The organism is Comamonas sp. B21-038 (assembly GCF_022387135.1).
GTDB lineage: Bacteria > Pseudomonadota > Gammaproteobacteria > Burkholderiales > Burkholderiaceae_C > Comamonas > Comamonas sediminis.
In genome coordinates this window covers 3,130,647-3,144,629 of sequence record NZ_CP092462.1, presented here as the reverse complement: position 1 = coordinate 3,144,629, position 13,983 = coordinate 3,130,647, and the positions used below count along the sequence as shown (strand labels likewise).

The 13,983-nt window shown below is 61.0% G+C and carries 9 protein-coding genes and 7 tRNA genes; 14 read left to right on the top strand and 2 right to left on the bottom strand.

What is annotated here, in order from left to right:
- Positions 1–107: 107 nt before the first annotated feature.
- From MJ205_RS14490 to MJ205_RS14440, 11 genes are all read left to right on the top strand, one after another.
- Positions 108–194 (top strand) — tRNA-Leu (locus tag MJ205_RS14490).
- 489 nt (positions 195–683) lie between these two features.
- Positions 684–1,997 (top strand): trigger factor, encoded by a 1,314-nt coding sequence (gene tig / locus MJ205_RS14485; RefSeq protein ID WP_230774937.1) that lies wholly within the window; start codon positions 684–686, stop codon positions 1,995–1,997.
- Between the two features lie 151 nt (positions 1,998–2,148).
- Entirely contained in the window at positions 2,149–2,757 is a 609-nt protein-coding gene (clpP, locus tag MJ205_RS14480) for an ATP-dependent Clp endopeptidase proteolytic subunit ClpP (RefSeq protein ID WP_239809109.1), read from the top strand.
- A 101-nt stretch (positions 2,758–2,858) separates the two neighbouring features.
- On the top strand, positions 2,859–4,130 hold the full coding sequence (clpX, locus tag MJ205_RS14475; RefSeq protein ID WP_239809108.1) for an ATP-dependent Clp protease ATP-binding subunit ClpX: 1,272 nt from the start codon (positions 2,859–2,861) through the stop codon (positions 4,128–4,130).
- Positions 4,131–4,330: 200 nt separating this feature from the next.
- Entirely contained in the window at positions 4,331–6,790 is a 2,460-nt protein-coding gene (gene lon, locus MJ205_RS14470) for an endopeptidase La (protein WP_239809107.1), read from the top strand.
- A 138-nt stretch (positions 6,791–6,928) separates the two neighbouring features.
- A tRNA-Gly gene (locus tag MJ205_RS14465) sits at positions 6,929–7,004 on the top strand.
- Between the two features lie 40 nt (positions 7,005–7,044).
- A tRNA-Cys gene (locus MJ205_RS14460) sits at positions 7,045–7,118 on the top strand.
- 50 nt (positions 7,119–7,168) lie between these two features.
- A tRNA-Gly gene (locus MJ205_RS14455) sits at positions 7,169–7,244 on the top strand.
- 39 nt (positions 7,245–7,283) lie between these two features.
- Positions 7,284–7,359: transfer RNA gene (locus MJ205_RS14450), tRNA-Gly, on the top strand.
- Between the two features lie 38 nt (positions 7,360–7,397).
- A tRNA-Gly gene (locus MJ205_RS14445) sits at positions 7,398–7,473 on the top strand.
- Between the two features lie 242 nt (positions 7,474–7,715).
- A tRNA-Leu gene (locus MJ205_RS14440) sits at positions 7,716–7,804 on the top strand.
- Positions 7,805–8,248: 444 nt separating this feature from the next.
- Here MJ205_RS14440 and MJ205_RS14435 read toward each other — a convergent pair.
- Together MJ205_RS14435 and MJ205_RS14430 are read right to left on the bottom strand one after the other, a co-directional pair.
- Positions 8,249–8,578 carry a hypothetical protein gene (locus tag MJ205_RS14435; RefSeq protein ID WP_239809106.1) on the bottom strand — a complete coding sequence of 110 codons (330 nt, stop codon included), beginning with the start codon at positions 8,576–8,578 and terminating at the stop codon, positions 8,249–8,251.
- A gap of 134 nt (positions 8,579–8,712) precedes the next feature.
- Positions 8,713–9,813, bottom strand: coding sequence for a helix-turn-helix domain-containing protein (locus tag MJ205_RS14430; RefSeq protein WP_239809105.1), 1,101 nt, complete (start codon positions 9,811–9,813; stop codon positions 8,713–8,715).
- Between the two features lie 646 nt (positions 9,814–10,459).
- Here MJ205_RS14430 and MJ205_RS14425 point away from each other — a divergent pair.
- The 3 genes from MJ205_RS14425 (at position 10,460) to MJ205_RS14415 (ending at position 13,982) form a co-directional block, all read left to right on the top strand.
- The gene (locus MJ205_RS14425; protein ID WP_409450138.1) at positions 10,460–10,777 is read left to right on the top strand and encodes a pilus assembly protein; all 318 of its coding nucleotides are present in this window, start codon (positions 10,460–10,462) and stop codon (positions 10,775–10,777) included.
- 332 nt (positions 10,778–11,109) lie between these two features.
- Entirely contained in the window at positions 11,110–12,909 is a 1,800-nt protein-coding gene (locus MJ205_RS14420) for a hypothetical protein (protein ID WP_239809104.1), read from the top strand.
- Positions 12,909–13,982: a hypothetical protein gene (locus tag MJ205_RS14415; RefSeq protein ID WP_239809103.1), complete on the top strand. Its 1,074-nt coding sequence runs from the start codon at positions 12,909–12,911 to the stop codon at positions 13,980–13,982. Before MJ205_RS14420 ends, MJ205_RS14415 begins: the two co-directional genes overlap by 1 nt.
- The last annotated feature ends 1 nt before the right edge of the window (position 13,983 follow it).

Below are 13,983 nucleotides of genomic sequence, written 5' to 3'. Positions count from 1 at the left end.
TAGCGAGTTTTTGCCGAGGTTTGCCCAAGGCAGCAATGGCTTGCATTAGAATCGTGGATTGACCTAAAAGCAGGCAGTTGGCTGGCAAGCCGGCTGCAGCTGTAACCGCGCGGGTGGCGAAATTGGTAGACGCACCAGGTTTAGGTCCTGACGCCAGCAATGGTGTGCGGGTTCGAGTCCCGCCCCGCGCACCAAAATTTAATAGCAGAAGGTACAAGCACCATCTGCTGTTGCAATGCATATGAGCCGAATTTCCAACAGGAGATTCGGCTTTTTTCTTGGCGTTTTGCGCCAGCGGCTGCCGGCATCAGGGTCTGACCCTGCGCCATGGCGGTATTGGCATCCAGGAAAAGAGCTGGCTTTATATATAATGTTCGGTTTCGGTCGATGGCGCCTTGCGCTGCACCGCTTTCGTGACAACGGTGGTTTTTGCCGGGTCACGCCAGGTGTTGCTTGCTACTGAATGCGCTGTCATCGTTTGATTTTTGGGTGTGCTGGGCTTAGGGCCAGTCGCCTATCTACTGGGACCCCAGGTTGTAAAACGGTGCCAATCCCCGTTGATGCCATCCCCGATGTGACACGGACAGTCCTCGCATCGGACGCAAGCTTTGCCGCTTGCAGGCTGGCTTGAATGGCGTTTGCACACCGTGGCCGGAAGGGTTCGTGCCTAACTAGGATTAACCATGGCAGTGAATGTTGAAACCCTTGAAAAGCTCGAGCGCAAAATTTCGCTGAGCTTGCCTCTCGCATCCGTGCAAACCGAAGTGGACAGCCGCCTGAAGCGCCTGGCCCGCACCGTGAAGATGGACGGCTTCCGTCCCGGCAAGGTGCCGATGAACGTGGTGGCACAGCGCTATGGCTATTCCGTTCAGTACGAAGTGCTCAACGAGAAGGTCGGCGAGGCGTTTGCCAAGGCCGCCAACGAAGCCGAACTGCGCGTGGCCGGTCAGCCCAAGATCACTGAAAAAGAAGGCGCACCTGAGGGTGAGCTGGCATTTGATGCCGTGTTCGAAGTGTTCCCCGAAGTCAAGATCGGTGACCTGGCTTCCGCGGAAGTCGAGAAGCTGGCTGCCGACGTGGACGACGCTGCCATCGAGAAGACCATTGACATCCTGCGCAAGCAGCGTCGCACCTTCGCCCAGCGCCCAGCCGATACGGCTGCCGTTGATGGCGACCGCGTGACCGTTGACTTCGAAGGCAAGATCGACGGCGAACCCTTCGCTGGCGGCAAGGCTGAAGCATTCCAGTTCCTGATCGGCGAAGGCCAGATGCTCAAGGAATTCGAAGACGCAGTGCGCGGCATGAAGACCGGCGAATCCAAGACTTTCCCGCTGGCATTCCCTGAGGACTACCACGGCAAGGAAGTGGCTGGCAAGACCGCCGACTTCCTGGTGACCGTCAAGAAGGTGGAAGCCGCCAACCTGCCCGAAGTGAACGAAGCGCTGGCCAAGTCCCTGGGCATTGCTGACGGCTCCGTCGAAGGCCTGCGCGCCGACATCAAGAAGAACCTGGAGCGTGAAGTCAAGTTCCGCGTGCAGTCGCGCAACAAGCAAGCCGTGATGGAAGCCCTGGTGTCCAAGGCTGAGCTGGACCTGCCCAAGGCCAGCATCGACGCCGAAGTCGGCCGTCTGCTCGAGGGCGCCCGTGAAGAGCTGAAGCAACGCGGCATCAAGGACGCTGAAAAGGCGGAAATCCCTGCTGACGTGTTCCTGCCCCAAGCCGAACGCCGCGTGCGTCTGGGCCTGGTGGTGGCCGAACTGGTCAAGGCCAACAAGCTGGAAGCCACGCCTGAGCAGATCAAGGCCCACATCGACGAGCTGGCATCGAGCTACGAGAAGCCGGAAGATGTCGTGCGTTGGTACTTTGGTGATCGCCAGCGTCTGGCCGAAGTCGAAGCCGTTGTGATCGAAAACAACGTGACCGAATTCGTGCTGGGCAAGGCCAAGGTCAGCAACAAGACCGTGTCCTTCGACGAACTGATGGGCCAGCAAGGCTGATAAGCGCGCGGGGCGGCCATGGCCCCCAGCGCGGCGGCCAGCTGAAAACAGGGGCTTGTGCTTTTGGGCGCAGGCCCCATTTTATTGGGGTACAGTTAGCGCAGTCACAGTGCATTGACGCTAGCTTCCACCTATCCTGAACGGAGATGTAATGAGCGCACAAGATATTCAGAACTTGGGTTTGATCCCGATGGTGATCGAGCAATCGGGCCGTGGTGAGCGCTCGTTTGACATTTACTCGCGCCTGCTCAAGGACCGCGTGATTTTCCTGGTCGGTGAAGTCAACGACCAGACCGCCAACCTGGTGGTCGCCCAGATGCTGTTCCTGGAAAGTGAAAACCCCGACAAGGAGATTTCGCTCTACATCAACTCGCCTGGCGGCAGTGTGACGGCCGGCATGGCCATTTATGACACCATGCAGTTCATCAAGCCGCAGGTCTCGACGATGTGCCTGGGCTTTGCCGCGAGCATGGGTGCTTTCCTGCTGGCCGCTGGCGAGAAGGGCAAGCGCTACTCGCTGCCCAACTCCAAGATCATGATCCACCAGGTGCTCGGCGGCGCCCGTGGCCAGGCGACGGACATCGAAATCCATGCCCGCGACATCATCCGCACCAAGGAGCAGATGAACCGCATCCTGGCAGACCGCACCGGCCAGCCCTATGACAAGGTCAAGGCCGACACCGAGCGTGACTACTTCATGACGGCGCCCGAAGCGCAGGAGTACGGTTTGGTCGATACTGTGGTAGAAAAGCGCCCATAAACCCGCTTTTCCGGACAAGCGGCCCCAACCCTACCGGTTGAGGCCGCTTTGTAGTTGGTTATCATTGTTTCCACATAGATTCGATTGAAGGCATTGCCCCCATGGCCGAGAAAAAAGGCTCATCCAGCGAAAAAACCCTGTACTGCTCCTTCTGCGGCAAGAGTCAGCACGAGGTGAAGAAACTCATTGCCGGACCGTCGGTGTTCATCTGCGATGAGTGCATCAACCTCTGCAATGACATCGTGCGCGACGAAGTGGCGGCAGAAGGCAAGGAGGGCGAGAAGGCCAAGGGCAATGATCTGCCGACACCGGCCGATATCAAGGCCACCCTGGACAACTATGTCATCGGCCAGGATCCTGCCAAGCGCACATTGGCGGTAGCGGTGTACAACCACTACAAGCGCCTGGCGCACAAGGACAAGGCGGGCAAGGACGATGTGGAGCTGGCCAAGAGCAATATCTTGCTGATCGGCCCCACCGGCTCGGGCAAGACCTTGCTGGCCCAGACGCTGGCCCGCCAGCTGAACGTGCCCTTTGTGATGGCCGACGCCACCACGTTGACGGAAGCGGGCTATGTTGGCGAGGACGTCGAGAACATCGTGCAAAAGCTGCTGCAAAGCTGCAACTACGATGTCGAGCGGGCCCAGCGCGGCATCGTCTACATCGACGAAATCGACAAGATCACGCGCAAGGCGGACAACCCCTCGATCACCCGCGATGTATCGGGCGAAGGCGTGCAGCAGGCGCTGCTCAAGCTGATCGAAGGCACGATGGCCTCGATCCCGCCCCAAGGCGGGCGCAAGCACCCGAACCAGGATTTCCTGCAGGTGGACACGACCAACATCCTGTTCATTTGCGGCGGCGCGTTTGCCGGGCTCGAGAAAGTCATCGAGAACCGTTCCGAAGCATCGGGCATCGGTTTCAGTGCCACCGTCAAGAGCAAGCAGCAGCGCTCCATCTCCGAGGCGTTCCGCGACATCGAGCCGGAAGACCTGATCAAGTTCGGCATCATCCCCGAGCTGGTAGGCCGTCTGCCGGTGGTCACTGCGCTGGCCGAGCTGTCGGAGGACGCGCTGGTCCAGATCCTGACCCAGCCCAAGAACGCTCTGGTCAAGCAGTACAACAAGCTGCTGGGCATGGAAGGCGTGGAGCTGGAAGTGCGCCCCGATGCGTTGACCGCGATTGCGAAGAAGGCACTGGCCCGCAAGACCGGTGCCCGGGGACTGCGCTCGATTCTGGAGCAGTCGCTGATGACGACCATGTTCGATCTGCCGACCACCGACAATGTGGCCAAGGTCGTGGTCGAAGAGGCGACGATCAACGAAGGCAAGCCGCCCCTCCTGGTCTACCGGGAAGCGGCAAAGAAGGCCTGATGGGCCTGATGGCAGAGCGCCCCGCTGGGGACTCTGCCATCTGTGTTTTACGAGGGTCGCCTGGCGCTGCCGGGTTGTATCCAAAGGGCTTGAGGGTGTATTTGCCGGCCTGCACCCGCCCCGGCCCCTGGTTTTTGATGGCCAAGGGTTGAAAAATCACTTTTACGAATCATCTTCGTACAAGTTTCAAAAGGATTTTCATGTCCGACAACCACACCCCTTCCTCCCATTCCCTGGAATTGCCCATGCTCCCGCTGCGGGACGTGGTCGTTTTTCCGCACATGGTGATCCCGCTGTTCGTTGGCCGTCCCAAGAGCATCAAGGCCTTGGAGACCGCGATGGAGGGCGACCGCAAGATCATGCTGGTGGCCCAGAAGACGGCCGCCAAGGACGATCCCACCGTCAACGACATGTTCAACGTTGGTTGCGTCTCGACCATCCTGCAGATGCTCAAACTCCCCGATGGCACCGTCAAGGTGCTGGTCGAGGGCGTGCAGCGCGCGCTGGTGCAGGAGATTGCGGAAGGCGAGGACTACTTCACCGCCCGGATCGAACCGGTAGAGGCTGGCGACAGCGCCGACAAGGCCAGCGAGATCGAAGCCCTACGCCGCGCCGTGATGCAGCAGTTTGACCAGTACGTCAAACTGAACAAGAAGATCCCGTCCGAGATCCTGACCTCCATCTCCGGCATCGATGATGCCGGCCGTCTGGCCGACACCATTGCCGCCCACCTGCCGCTGAAGCTGGAGAACAAGCAGGCCGTGCTGGAGCTGCAAAAGGTGCAGGACCGCCTGGAAAACCTGTACGACCAGCTCGAACGCGAAGTCGACATCCTCAATGTCGACAAGAAGATCCGTGGCCGCGTCAAAAAGCAGATGGAAAAGAGCCAGCGCGACTTCTACCTGAACGAGCAGGTCAAGGCGATCCAGAAGGAGCTGGGCGAGGGCGAGGACGGCGCTGATCTGGAAGACCTTGAGAAGAAGATCAAGCTCGCCAAGATGACGCAGGATGCGCGCAAGAAGGCCGAAGGCGAGCTCAAGAAGCTCAAGCTGATGTCGCCGATGTCCGCCGAAGCCTCGGTGGTGCGCAACTACATCGAAACCCTGGTGAACCTGCCCTGGGGCAAGAAAACCAAGGTCAAGAAGGACCTGGTGGTGGCCGAGGACGTGCTCAACGAAGACCACTATGGCCTCGACAAGGTCAAGGACCGCATCCTCGAATACCTCGCGGTGCAGCAGCGCGTCGACAAGGTCAAGGCACCGATCCTGTGCCTGGTCGGCCCACCTGGCGTCGGCAAGACCTCGCTGGGCCAGTCGATTGCCAAGGCCACCGGGCGCAAGTATGTGCGCATGGCGCTGGGCGGCATGCGCGATGAGGCCGAGATCCGGGGTCACCGCCGCACCTACATCGGCGCGATGCCAGGCAAGGTGCTGCAGAACCTGTCCAAGGTCGGCACGCGCAATCCGCTGTTCCTGCTCGATGAAATCGACAAGCTGGGCATGGATTTCCGGGGCGACCCGTCCAGTGCCTTGCTGGAGGTGCTCGACCCCGAGCAGAACAGCAAGTTTGGCGACCACTATGTGGAAGTCGACTTCGACCTCAGCGATGTGATGTTTGTCGCCACCTCGAACTCGATGAACATCCCGCCGGCGTTGCTGGACCGGATGGAAGTGATCCGCCTGGCCGGTTACACCGAAGACGAGAAGACCAACATCGCGATGCGCTACCTGCTGCCCAAGCAGATCGAGAACAACGGCGTCAAGGCCGGTGAACTCGAGTTGCGTGAGGACGCCGTGCGCGACATCGTGCGCTACTACACCCGTGAAGCCGGTGTGCGTTCGCTCGAGCGTGAACTGTCCAAGATCTGCCGCAAGGTGGTCAAGAACATCCAGCTGGGCAAGGCGCAGGCACCGGTGCAGGTGACGGCCGACAATCTGCCCGACTACCTGGGCGTGCGCAAGTTCACGTATGGCCATGCCGAGCAGAAGAACCAGGTGGGCCAGGTCGTCGGTCTGGCCTGGACCGAGGTGGGCGGCGATCTGCTGACCATCGAAGCAGCGGCCATGCCTGGCAAGGGCGTCATCAACCGCACCGGCTCGCTGGGCGATGTGATGAAGGAATCGGTCGAGGCGGCCCGCACCGTGGTGCGCAGCCGTGCGCGCTCGCTCGGTATCCGCGATGACGTGTTCGAAAAGCGCGACATCCACATCCACGTGCCCGACGGCGCCACCCCCAAGGATGGCCCCAGCGCCGGTGCCGCGATGACGACCGCGCTGGTGTCGGTGCTGACCGGGATCCCGGTGCGCGCCGATGTGGCGATGACCGGCGAGATCACCTTGCGTGGTGAAGTGACGGCCATCGGTGGCTTGAAGGAAAAGCTGCTGGCTGCGCTGCGTGGCGGCATCAAGACCGTGATGATCCCGGAAGAGAACGTCAAGGACCTGGCCGAGATCCCCGACAACGTCAAGAGCGGTCTGGAGATCGTGCCGGTGCGCTGGATCGACAAGGTGCTGGAAGTGGCGCTCGAAACCACGCCTGCGCCGCTGAGCGACAGCGATGCGCCGGCTGCAGAACCCGTGCCGGTGGTGCCGGCCGCTGCGGTGGCTGCCACTGCCGCAAAGGCCGCGCCAGCGCGCCGCTCGCGTGCCGTCAAGCACTGACGGGCTGCGGTCCTGACCGGAAAACCGGCCCGTCATCAAAAACGGGCTGGTTTGCCAAAAAGACCAAAAAATATGCGTTACAATGCATACCATCGCGGAGCCCGGTATATAATAGCGGACTTCCGGTAAAGCGGATATGCGGGAATAGCTCAGTTGGTAGAGCGATACCTTGCCAAGGTATAGGTCGACGGTTCGAACCCGTTTTCCCGCTCCAAATTGGCTGTGTTGATGGTTTCAGCATGGCAACAATCCATGGCGCGATAGCAAAGCGGTTATGCCCCGGATTGCAAATCCGGTTAGACCAGTTCGACTCTGGTTCGCGCCTCCAGAACATGCTTGTCAGTACGTTTTGGGTTCGTGGTGAAACGAACAAAATTTGCGGGAATAGCTCAGTTGGTAGAGCGATACCTTGCCAAGGTATAGGTCGACGGTTCGAACCCGTTTTCCCGCTCCAGTTTTCAAGGCTGGTGTGGATCCGTTCATGCTAGTTTTTGCGGGAATAGCTCAGTTGGTAGAGCGATACCTTGCCAAGGTATAGGTCGACGGTTCGAACCCGTTTTCCCGCTCCAGTTTCAAAGCTGGTGTGGATCCGTTCATGCTGGTTTTTGCGGGAATAGCTCAGTTGGTAGAGCGATACCTTGCCAAGGTATAGGTCGACGGTTCGAACCCGTTTTCCCGCTCCAACACATTGCGAAAAGAGCCTTTGGGCTCTTTTTTGCTTTTCGGCGTCTGCGTTCTGCACGCTGGCGCATGTTGCTGCCGCTGCACAGACCGGCACGACGCCTGTCTTCGTTTTCCCCTCGCGCATTCGCTGTCATGGGCACTGCGCGCATCTGCAGATGCTGTGGCTACCGTGTCCACACGGAGTTCCCGGGCTGTCTTCGTCCAACAGCGCAGCGGGAGCGGCTAGAATGGCAGGCTGCGTGCCTCGATGGTGAAATTGGTAGACACCCGGGACTTAAAATCCCGTGCCGCGAAAGTGGCGTGCCGGTTCGATCCCGGCTCGAGGCACCACCCGGATGATGCGTTACTGGCGTTGGCGCGATGCTGCGGCAGACACGCCGGTGCGCTGGCGATGCGTGCACCCCACGATCGTCCGCACGGTCTTGCGGAACACCATCTATGCTGCGGCAGGCTGGCGGTCATCGGCCAGCTTCCAAGAGCACTCTTTCTCTCTCCATCTCCACCTTCATTTCCGCAGCGTGCCTGTCGGCGCACGTCCTACAGATCTTCCATCGCTGGTAGTGACAGGTGCCAGCCCACTGCGCGGGCCTCTTGATGACGGTGCGAGCGCTCGCAGGCCTGACGCGCAACGGCTTGCCATTCCACCACGGCGGTCGCACCGCAGACGGACCAGCGGCGCAGGGGGCGTGCGTTATGCCAGGCGCGCGCATCCGCGCAGACCGCCGCGCTGGAATGTTCAGCCCCTTGCGCTGGGCCGCCATCTGCTGCGGCCCTTCAGTCGCGCAAATAGCTCTTCTTGCCACTGTCGGACAGGCAATAGCGTCCGCCGCGTGGACCCGTGCAATAGCGGTTGGCGCGGCAGGCGCAGTCCGTGCGGGAGGGTGTGGCATTGGTGACCAGCGGACGCAGGGTTGGCGTGGCTGCGTCGGCGGCCGTGCAGACGCGCTTGGAGCCGCTGATGGAGCCGTCGCGGCAGACAAAGCGCGTTCCCGCACAGTGCGCGATGCCGCCTTTGCTGCCGCTGCAGGGGTAGTTGGCCGCTTCGGTCCCGCTGGCCAGCACGCAGAGGAGCAGAACCAGAAGCGCGCGGACGGTCGTCAGCATCGTTGCCATCTGCGTTGGTCTCTTTGTAGTGCGCCATTCATCTGCATCTGCCCCTGGGTAGTGTGGGAATGCTACATCATTTTGTTACATTCCCCGGTCGCGTGCTTTAGACGCCCCCGGCATGCCCTTGGGGTTCAATAGTCGCCCGTGTCCGGCTTTTCCGCGCATGGCCGCGACTGCGGGCTTGCGGTGGTGCCGTTCTCCTCCAGCGGATGCAGTGCTCCCATCCAGCGAAAGGGGCGGTGATGGGCGCCTTGTTGGCGTGCCAATGCGTCGACAGACTGCAGCCATTGCGCACATTCCCGGCTGGGCGTGTTCGCGCTGCGCTGGGTGCCCAGCCGGCTCAGAAAGCGGCCCAGCTCCCGGTGCCAGGCGGCGTAGTCGCCACAGCCATGCGTGCACCAGTGCGGGCGCGTGCCCAGCCAGGCCTTGATGCTGGGGTGCTGGCTCAGCGCGCTGGTGTCGAGGATGCAATGCACATCCAGATGAGGCGGCAGCATGGCTTCGACTTCACGCAGGAAGACCAGAAACTCCTGGTGCCGGAGACGGGGCTTGCACTGCGCTGGCGGGCTTGTGCAGGGGCTGCTGAGTGCCTTGCACAGCGCCGTTGAGAGCGAATGCGGCCAACTGCCATGGTCGGTGAGGGCGTGGGATGGGCCGGCCTTGCGGGGAGCGGCAGGCAGGCTCAACGGGCTCTTGGTGTCCAGGCAGATCACCAGCGCTCTGTCGCTGCCGCTCAGGTAGAGCGCAGCGGGGGCCTGCAGCTGCTCCAGCAGCAGCGGATCGCTGAAGAGCGCAAAGTGGGGACGGGACCTGGTTTTACCCAGCAGCTGCAGATAACGGGCCACGCTGCTCTTGGACATGCCCGTGCGCGCTGCCAGCGCGCGCACGCTGTCGGGTGCGGCGTCGCCAGAGGCTGTTTCGGCTGTGGTGATGGCAGCGATGGTTTGCAGCTGCCGGTCATTGATCGTGCGGGGCTTGCCCGGGCGCATGTTGTCATACAGGCCCACGACGCGGTGGCTGGCAAAGCGGCGCCGCCACTTGCCCACCGTCGCCTGCGTCAGTCCCATGCCATGGGCGATCGCGGTGTTGCTGTCGCCTTCCACGCTGCGCAGGATGATCCGGGCGCGGGCCGCCAGATGGGCGGGCTGGCCTGCCTGGGTGGCCATGGTTTCGAGCTGTTCACGTTCCCGTTCGGTCAGTGTGATGCCTGACTTCGGTCTGCCTTTTTCCATGCTTGTTTCTCCGTGTCCGGGGATCTTCTGCGCTGTACGTTCCGAAGGCGTGGCGTGCGGATCGGCTCATGGTGTAAGGCGTCTTCGCGCGTCAGCGGCCTGCAGCAGACAAGACATTCCACCTGAGCACTCGCGCCGGCCCATGTTCAGACCGCGACAGCGGAGGAGGCAGCAGATCCCTTGCTATGTGTTGGGGCAGCGATTAATGCTGCTTATTTATTGGACAGATGAAATGATTACTCGCTAATTATGGCAAGTTATTCTGGGACGGTATCGAATATCGATTGCATATATATGTCGTGTAATTATGGGACGTTCCCTCGGTTTAGGGGCTTGGGTCATGATTTCTATGGAATTATTGTGTTGACTGGCGTTGGCTGCAAAGGATTGTTCAATAACCTGTGGATGTCATCAATATGACAGTTGAAAAATTTCATCTAGCAACAAATTAATTTTGACAAATAAGCTCATTCAGTCTATTTAGGCAAAGAAACACTTTGTTAACATTTTAATAAAAATGGCATGTACATCGCGAAAACAGATAGATACCATTGCGCCGTTCAGTAATTGCGCTGCGCGGTCGCATGGCATGGTTTCTGAAATGACTGCATTTTCGTCCGAATGATCCATGAATGAGGAGCTCGCCTTGAATATCACAAATCACACCCCATCCGCTGTCGCAAGACTTTCCCTGCCGGTGACCAAGCGCAAATCGCGCGGCCAGGGCATGACGGAATACATCATTATCTTGGGCTTGATTGCGATTGCCGCGATTGCCGCCTTCAGCTTTTTCGGCCAGACGGTGCGCAGCCAGGTTGCGGGTATGGCCAAGGAAGTGGGTGGTGAATCGGGCAAGGAAGGCATTACTGCGGCACAGGCAGCATCGGGCAAGGCGCTGACCAATGCCCAGAAGAACATGAATATGTCGACCTATACCGAGGGTGGTAACGACGGTGCCAAATAACAACCGCTGTCGCAACCCGGTTGCGCTGCTGCGAAGCTGCAGGCGGCTGGCCCCAGCGTAAGCAGGTACTGCCTGCGGTAGGCGGCTGGTATTCAGTGCAAACCCTTGGGTGGGCCGGGTTGGGATAATGGCTTTGGGCTATCGACGGGAGGGAGGGCCTCCGGAATCCGACGAATTACATAATAGTGGCCATCATGCATAAACCATCTTCGTATCGATTCGGGGATCGCGTACAAAAAGGGCAGGTGATTGTCTATTTGTTGGCCATGGTTCCGGTGGTCTGTCTCGGCATATTCCTGGTCTATAACACGGCCATTGTGACGCGAGACAAAATGAAGCTGCAAAACAATGCCGATGCGATGACGTATAGCGCTTCAACGGTATTTGCGCGGCAATTGAATTTTCTGGCCTATACCAATCGGGCCATGGCCGCGAATGAAGCGGGCGTCGCGATGCTGGCGAGCTTTCAAACGTCGGTGGGCATGGTGGTCAGCACGGCGGCCAATATCCAGGTGGCGCGGGTGGAGATCGAAGGGCAGAAGGGCGTGTGGAACCTGGCCCAGGCAGCAGCCGCTGCTGCGCGCTATGACTTCATCAGCGCCATCAATTACCTGGTCAAGTGGGGTGGCAATGTGCAGGCGGCCGCCAAGTACCAGCGCCAGGCCAACAACATCGCCAAGGCCATCGAGCCGTCGGCCCGGCCATTCCAGATCATGGTGGACGCGCTGCGGGTGCTCAACACCGCCATCTCTCTGGCCCAGGCGGCGACAACCGGCGCCAGCATTCCCGAGGCGATCGTCGTCGCCAAGGATGTGCTCAGCGACAACGACGACAAGGCCTATTTGCCGGTAGCGGCCAATGCACCGCTGATTGCCAGCTCGTCGCTGGAGTTTCTCAACTTCATCAAGCTCTACAGCACCACGTCGGACCGCCGCAACGACGAGGACGATTTTTTTGATGCGATGCGTTTTGCCCATGCGGCCCAGGCGACACGCGATGACTTCAGCAAGGACCGGCGCATTTTCCCGGGCCTGATCGGTCAGGGCATCAGCGGCATGCAAAACGAGGGCTCCAGTTTTGACCTCTCCAGCGGCCCGATTGCCACGGCCATGCAGGAGCTGCTCAAAGGCACGGTGTCGTGGAAGGGCGGCACCGAGCTGGTCGCCACCCGGGGCTCGGACCTGGCCGACGAGCGGGGCCGCATCCGCTGGCAATCAGCCGATTCGGTGAATATCTTCGGCGCCGGGGTGCTGCTGGGCGAGCGCTTTGTCGGCGATTTCGGGCTGGGCGCAGCCGCTGCCACGGGTGGCTCCGGCTATGCCGACAAGGGCTGGTCCGGCCACCGTCTGGCCTTGCGCTCCTACGACAAGAACTTCAAGCCGCGCAATGCCGATCCCGAGTACCAAAGCGATGAGAAGCGCAACTACGGCAAGCTGACCGCAGACGGCCTGTCCGACAGCGCCATCTATGCGGCGGGGCGCGACCGGGATGGCAACAATTTGCTGGTGCCTTATGCGGTGCTGCAGTTCAACTCGGCCTACAAGTACAAGCCGCGCACCGACATTGGGCTGGCCACCAGGAATTTCTCGCTGCCCCGCTACTGGGATGTGCGCCAGCTGCGCACGCTCAAGGGCCGGGACCAGGACAAGTGGTATGGCGACCTGTCGATGACCAGCATCAACCCCCGTAAGTGGGGCAGCCTGACCGACAAGGGGCCCACGATCTCGGTGATGGTGGCGCGCCGGGGCAGCGATGTGCGCACTGGCGAACAAGCCGGCTTTGGCTATGCCAAGGACGACTACAGCATCGGCCTGCGGGACCGCATGCTGGGTGGCGACATGAGCGTGCTGTCTTCGGCCCAGCTGTATTTCAAGCGGCCGCAGGACCGCTGGCAGCGCCGCGACATGACCAAGGACCAGTACAAGTCGCTGCAGATCGCCGGCCGCACGATCAAGGTCGGCTTCACCGGCGGCTATATCGAGCACAAGAACCTGTTCTCCCCTTACTGGCAGGTCCACCATGTCGAGCCCTCCATCTGGGCGCGTGGCGTGGCCGTGGCCGGCTCCACCCTGGGCGGGTCGGATGGCCTGTTTGGCGGCGGCGAGCCCGACAACCAGGATGCCGCGCAATGATGCTCCAGACTCCTCCGATGAAGGCGCTGCAGTGCCGTGCCCGGCACCGCGCGCAGCAGGGCAGCGCGCTGGTCGAGGTCACGTTGATCAGCGGTTTTGCGGCACTGCTGATGGCGGCCGTACCATTGATTGCCGACTACGGCCAGGCGCGCATGCAGGTCACGGCGGCGGCCAAGCTCAATGCCTGGCAGCGCGCGGTCTGGTTTCCCGCGGCGACGGAAACCGAGGTCATGTCGGCCGACCAGTACAAGGGCGCCAGCGGCGCCATCCGCAAGTCCGATGCCGAGCTGAGCAACGACCTGCGCCGCCATGTGTTCCGCGATCCCACGCAGGACACCAACACGGCTGTGCATGGCGAGGCGGTGTCCGAGTTCACGTCGGGCCAGGCCCGCATGCCCGACTTCAACGAGTCGCTCAGCGCCAAGACCACCGCTGCGCCACTGCCCTCGGTCGCCGCCTTCATGGATACCATCTTCTCCAAGGTCGGTGAGGTGCAGAACCTGGCCAAGGGCGAGTCGATCGCCAAGTTCCGCTTTGTCACCCAGGGCTATATGCGCACCGAGGTGGCACTGGAGCGGGGTGCCGGTTTTGCCGCTGCGCGCTTCCCAACCGAATTTGGCAAGGTGGAGTCGGCCTTGCACAAGAACGACACGCCGCTGCCGCTCAAGTTGCAGATCAAGGACCATGTGACCATGCTGTCCGAGCCCTGGAGCGCCGGCGGCACGAACCGCGAGGAATCCAAGATCCAGGGGCTGGTGCCGATGAAGCTGCTGGACCGCCCGGAGTACCAGGATTTCCGCGCGCCGCTGGGGCAACTGGGCAGCACGCTCAAGTGGCTCTGGCCCACCTTTGACCACAACAAGCTCACGATGGGTCTGACGCCTGGCGATGCGCAGGAGAAGTCGGTACCGCTCGACCGCTATGAGTGGCTGCAGAAGGTGCCTGCCAATGAGCACTACAACGACAACCCGGGCGAGCACGAGTGCGGACCGCTGGAGAAGCCCGACGGCAAGGACTGCTTCCGCTTCTACCGCGCGTTCCCGCCGCCGCCGGTCGTCAACACCTTGCCATGAC

Bases quoted from the DNA above. Each gene is read 5' to 3' on its own strand.
- MJ205_RS14430 (WP_239809105.1), bottom strand. From the start codon at position 9,813: ATGGAAAAAGGCAGACCGAAGTCAGGCATCACACTGACCGAACGGGAA.
- clpX (WP_239809108.1), top strand. From the start codon at position 2,859: ATGGCCGAGAAAAAAGGCTCATCCAGCGAAAAAACCCTGTACTGCTCC.
- MJ205_RS14435 (WP_239809106.1), bottom strand. From the start codon at position 8,578: ATGCTGACGACCGTCCGCGCGCTTCTGGTTCTGCTCCTCTGCGTGCTG.
- clpP (WP_239809109.1), top strand. From the start codon at position 2,149: ATGAGCGCACAAGATATTCAGAACTTGGGTTTGATCCCGATGGTGATC.
- MJ205_RS14420 (WP_239809104.1), top strand. From the start codon at position 11,110: ATGAAGCTGCAAAACAATGCCGATGCGATGACGTATAGCGCTTCAACG.
- MJ205_RS14415 (WP_239809103.1), top strand. From the start codon at position 12,909: ATGCTCCAGACTCCTCCGATGAAGGCGCTGCAGTGCCGTGCCCGGCAC.
- tig (WP_230774937.1), top strand. From the start codon at position 684: ATGGCAGTGAATGTTGAAACCCTTGAAAAGCTCGAGCGCAAAATTTCG.
- lon (WP_239809107.1), top strand. From the start codon at position 4,331: ATGTCCGACAACCACACCCCTTCCTCCCATTCCCTGGAATTGCCCATG.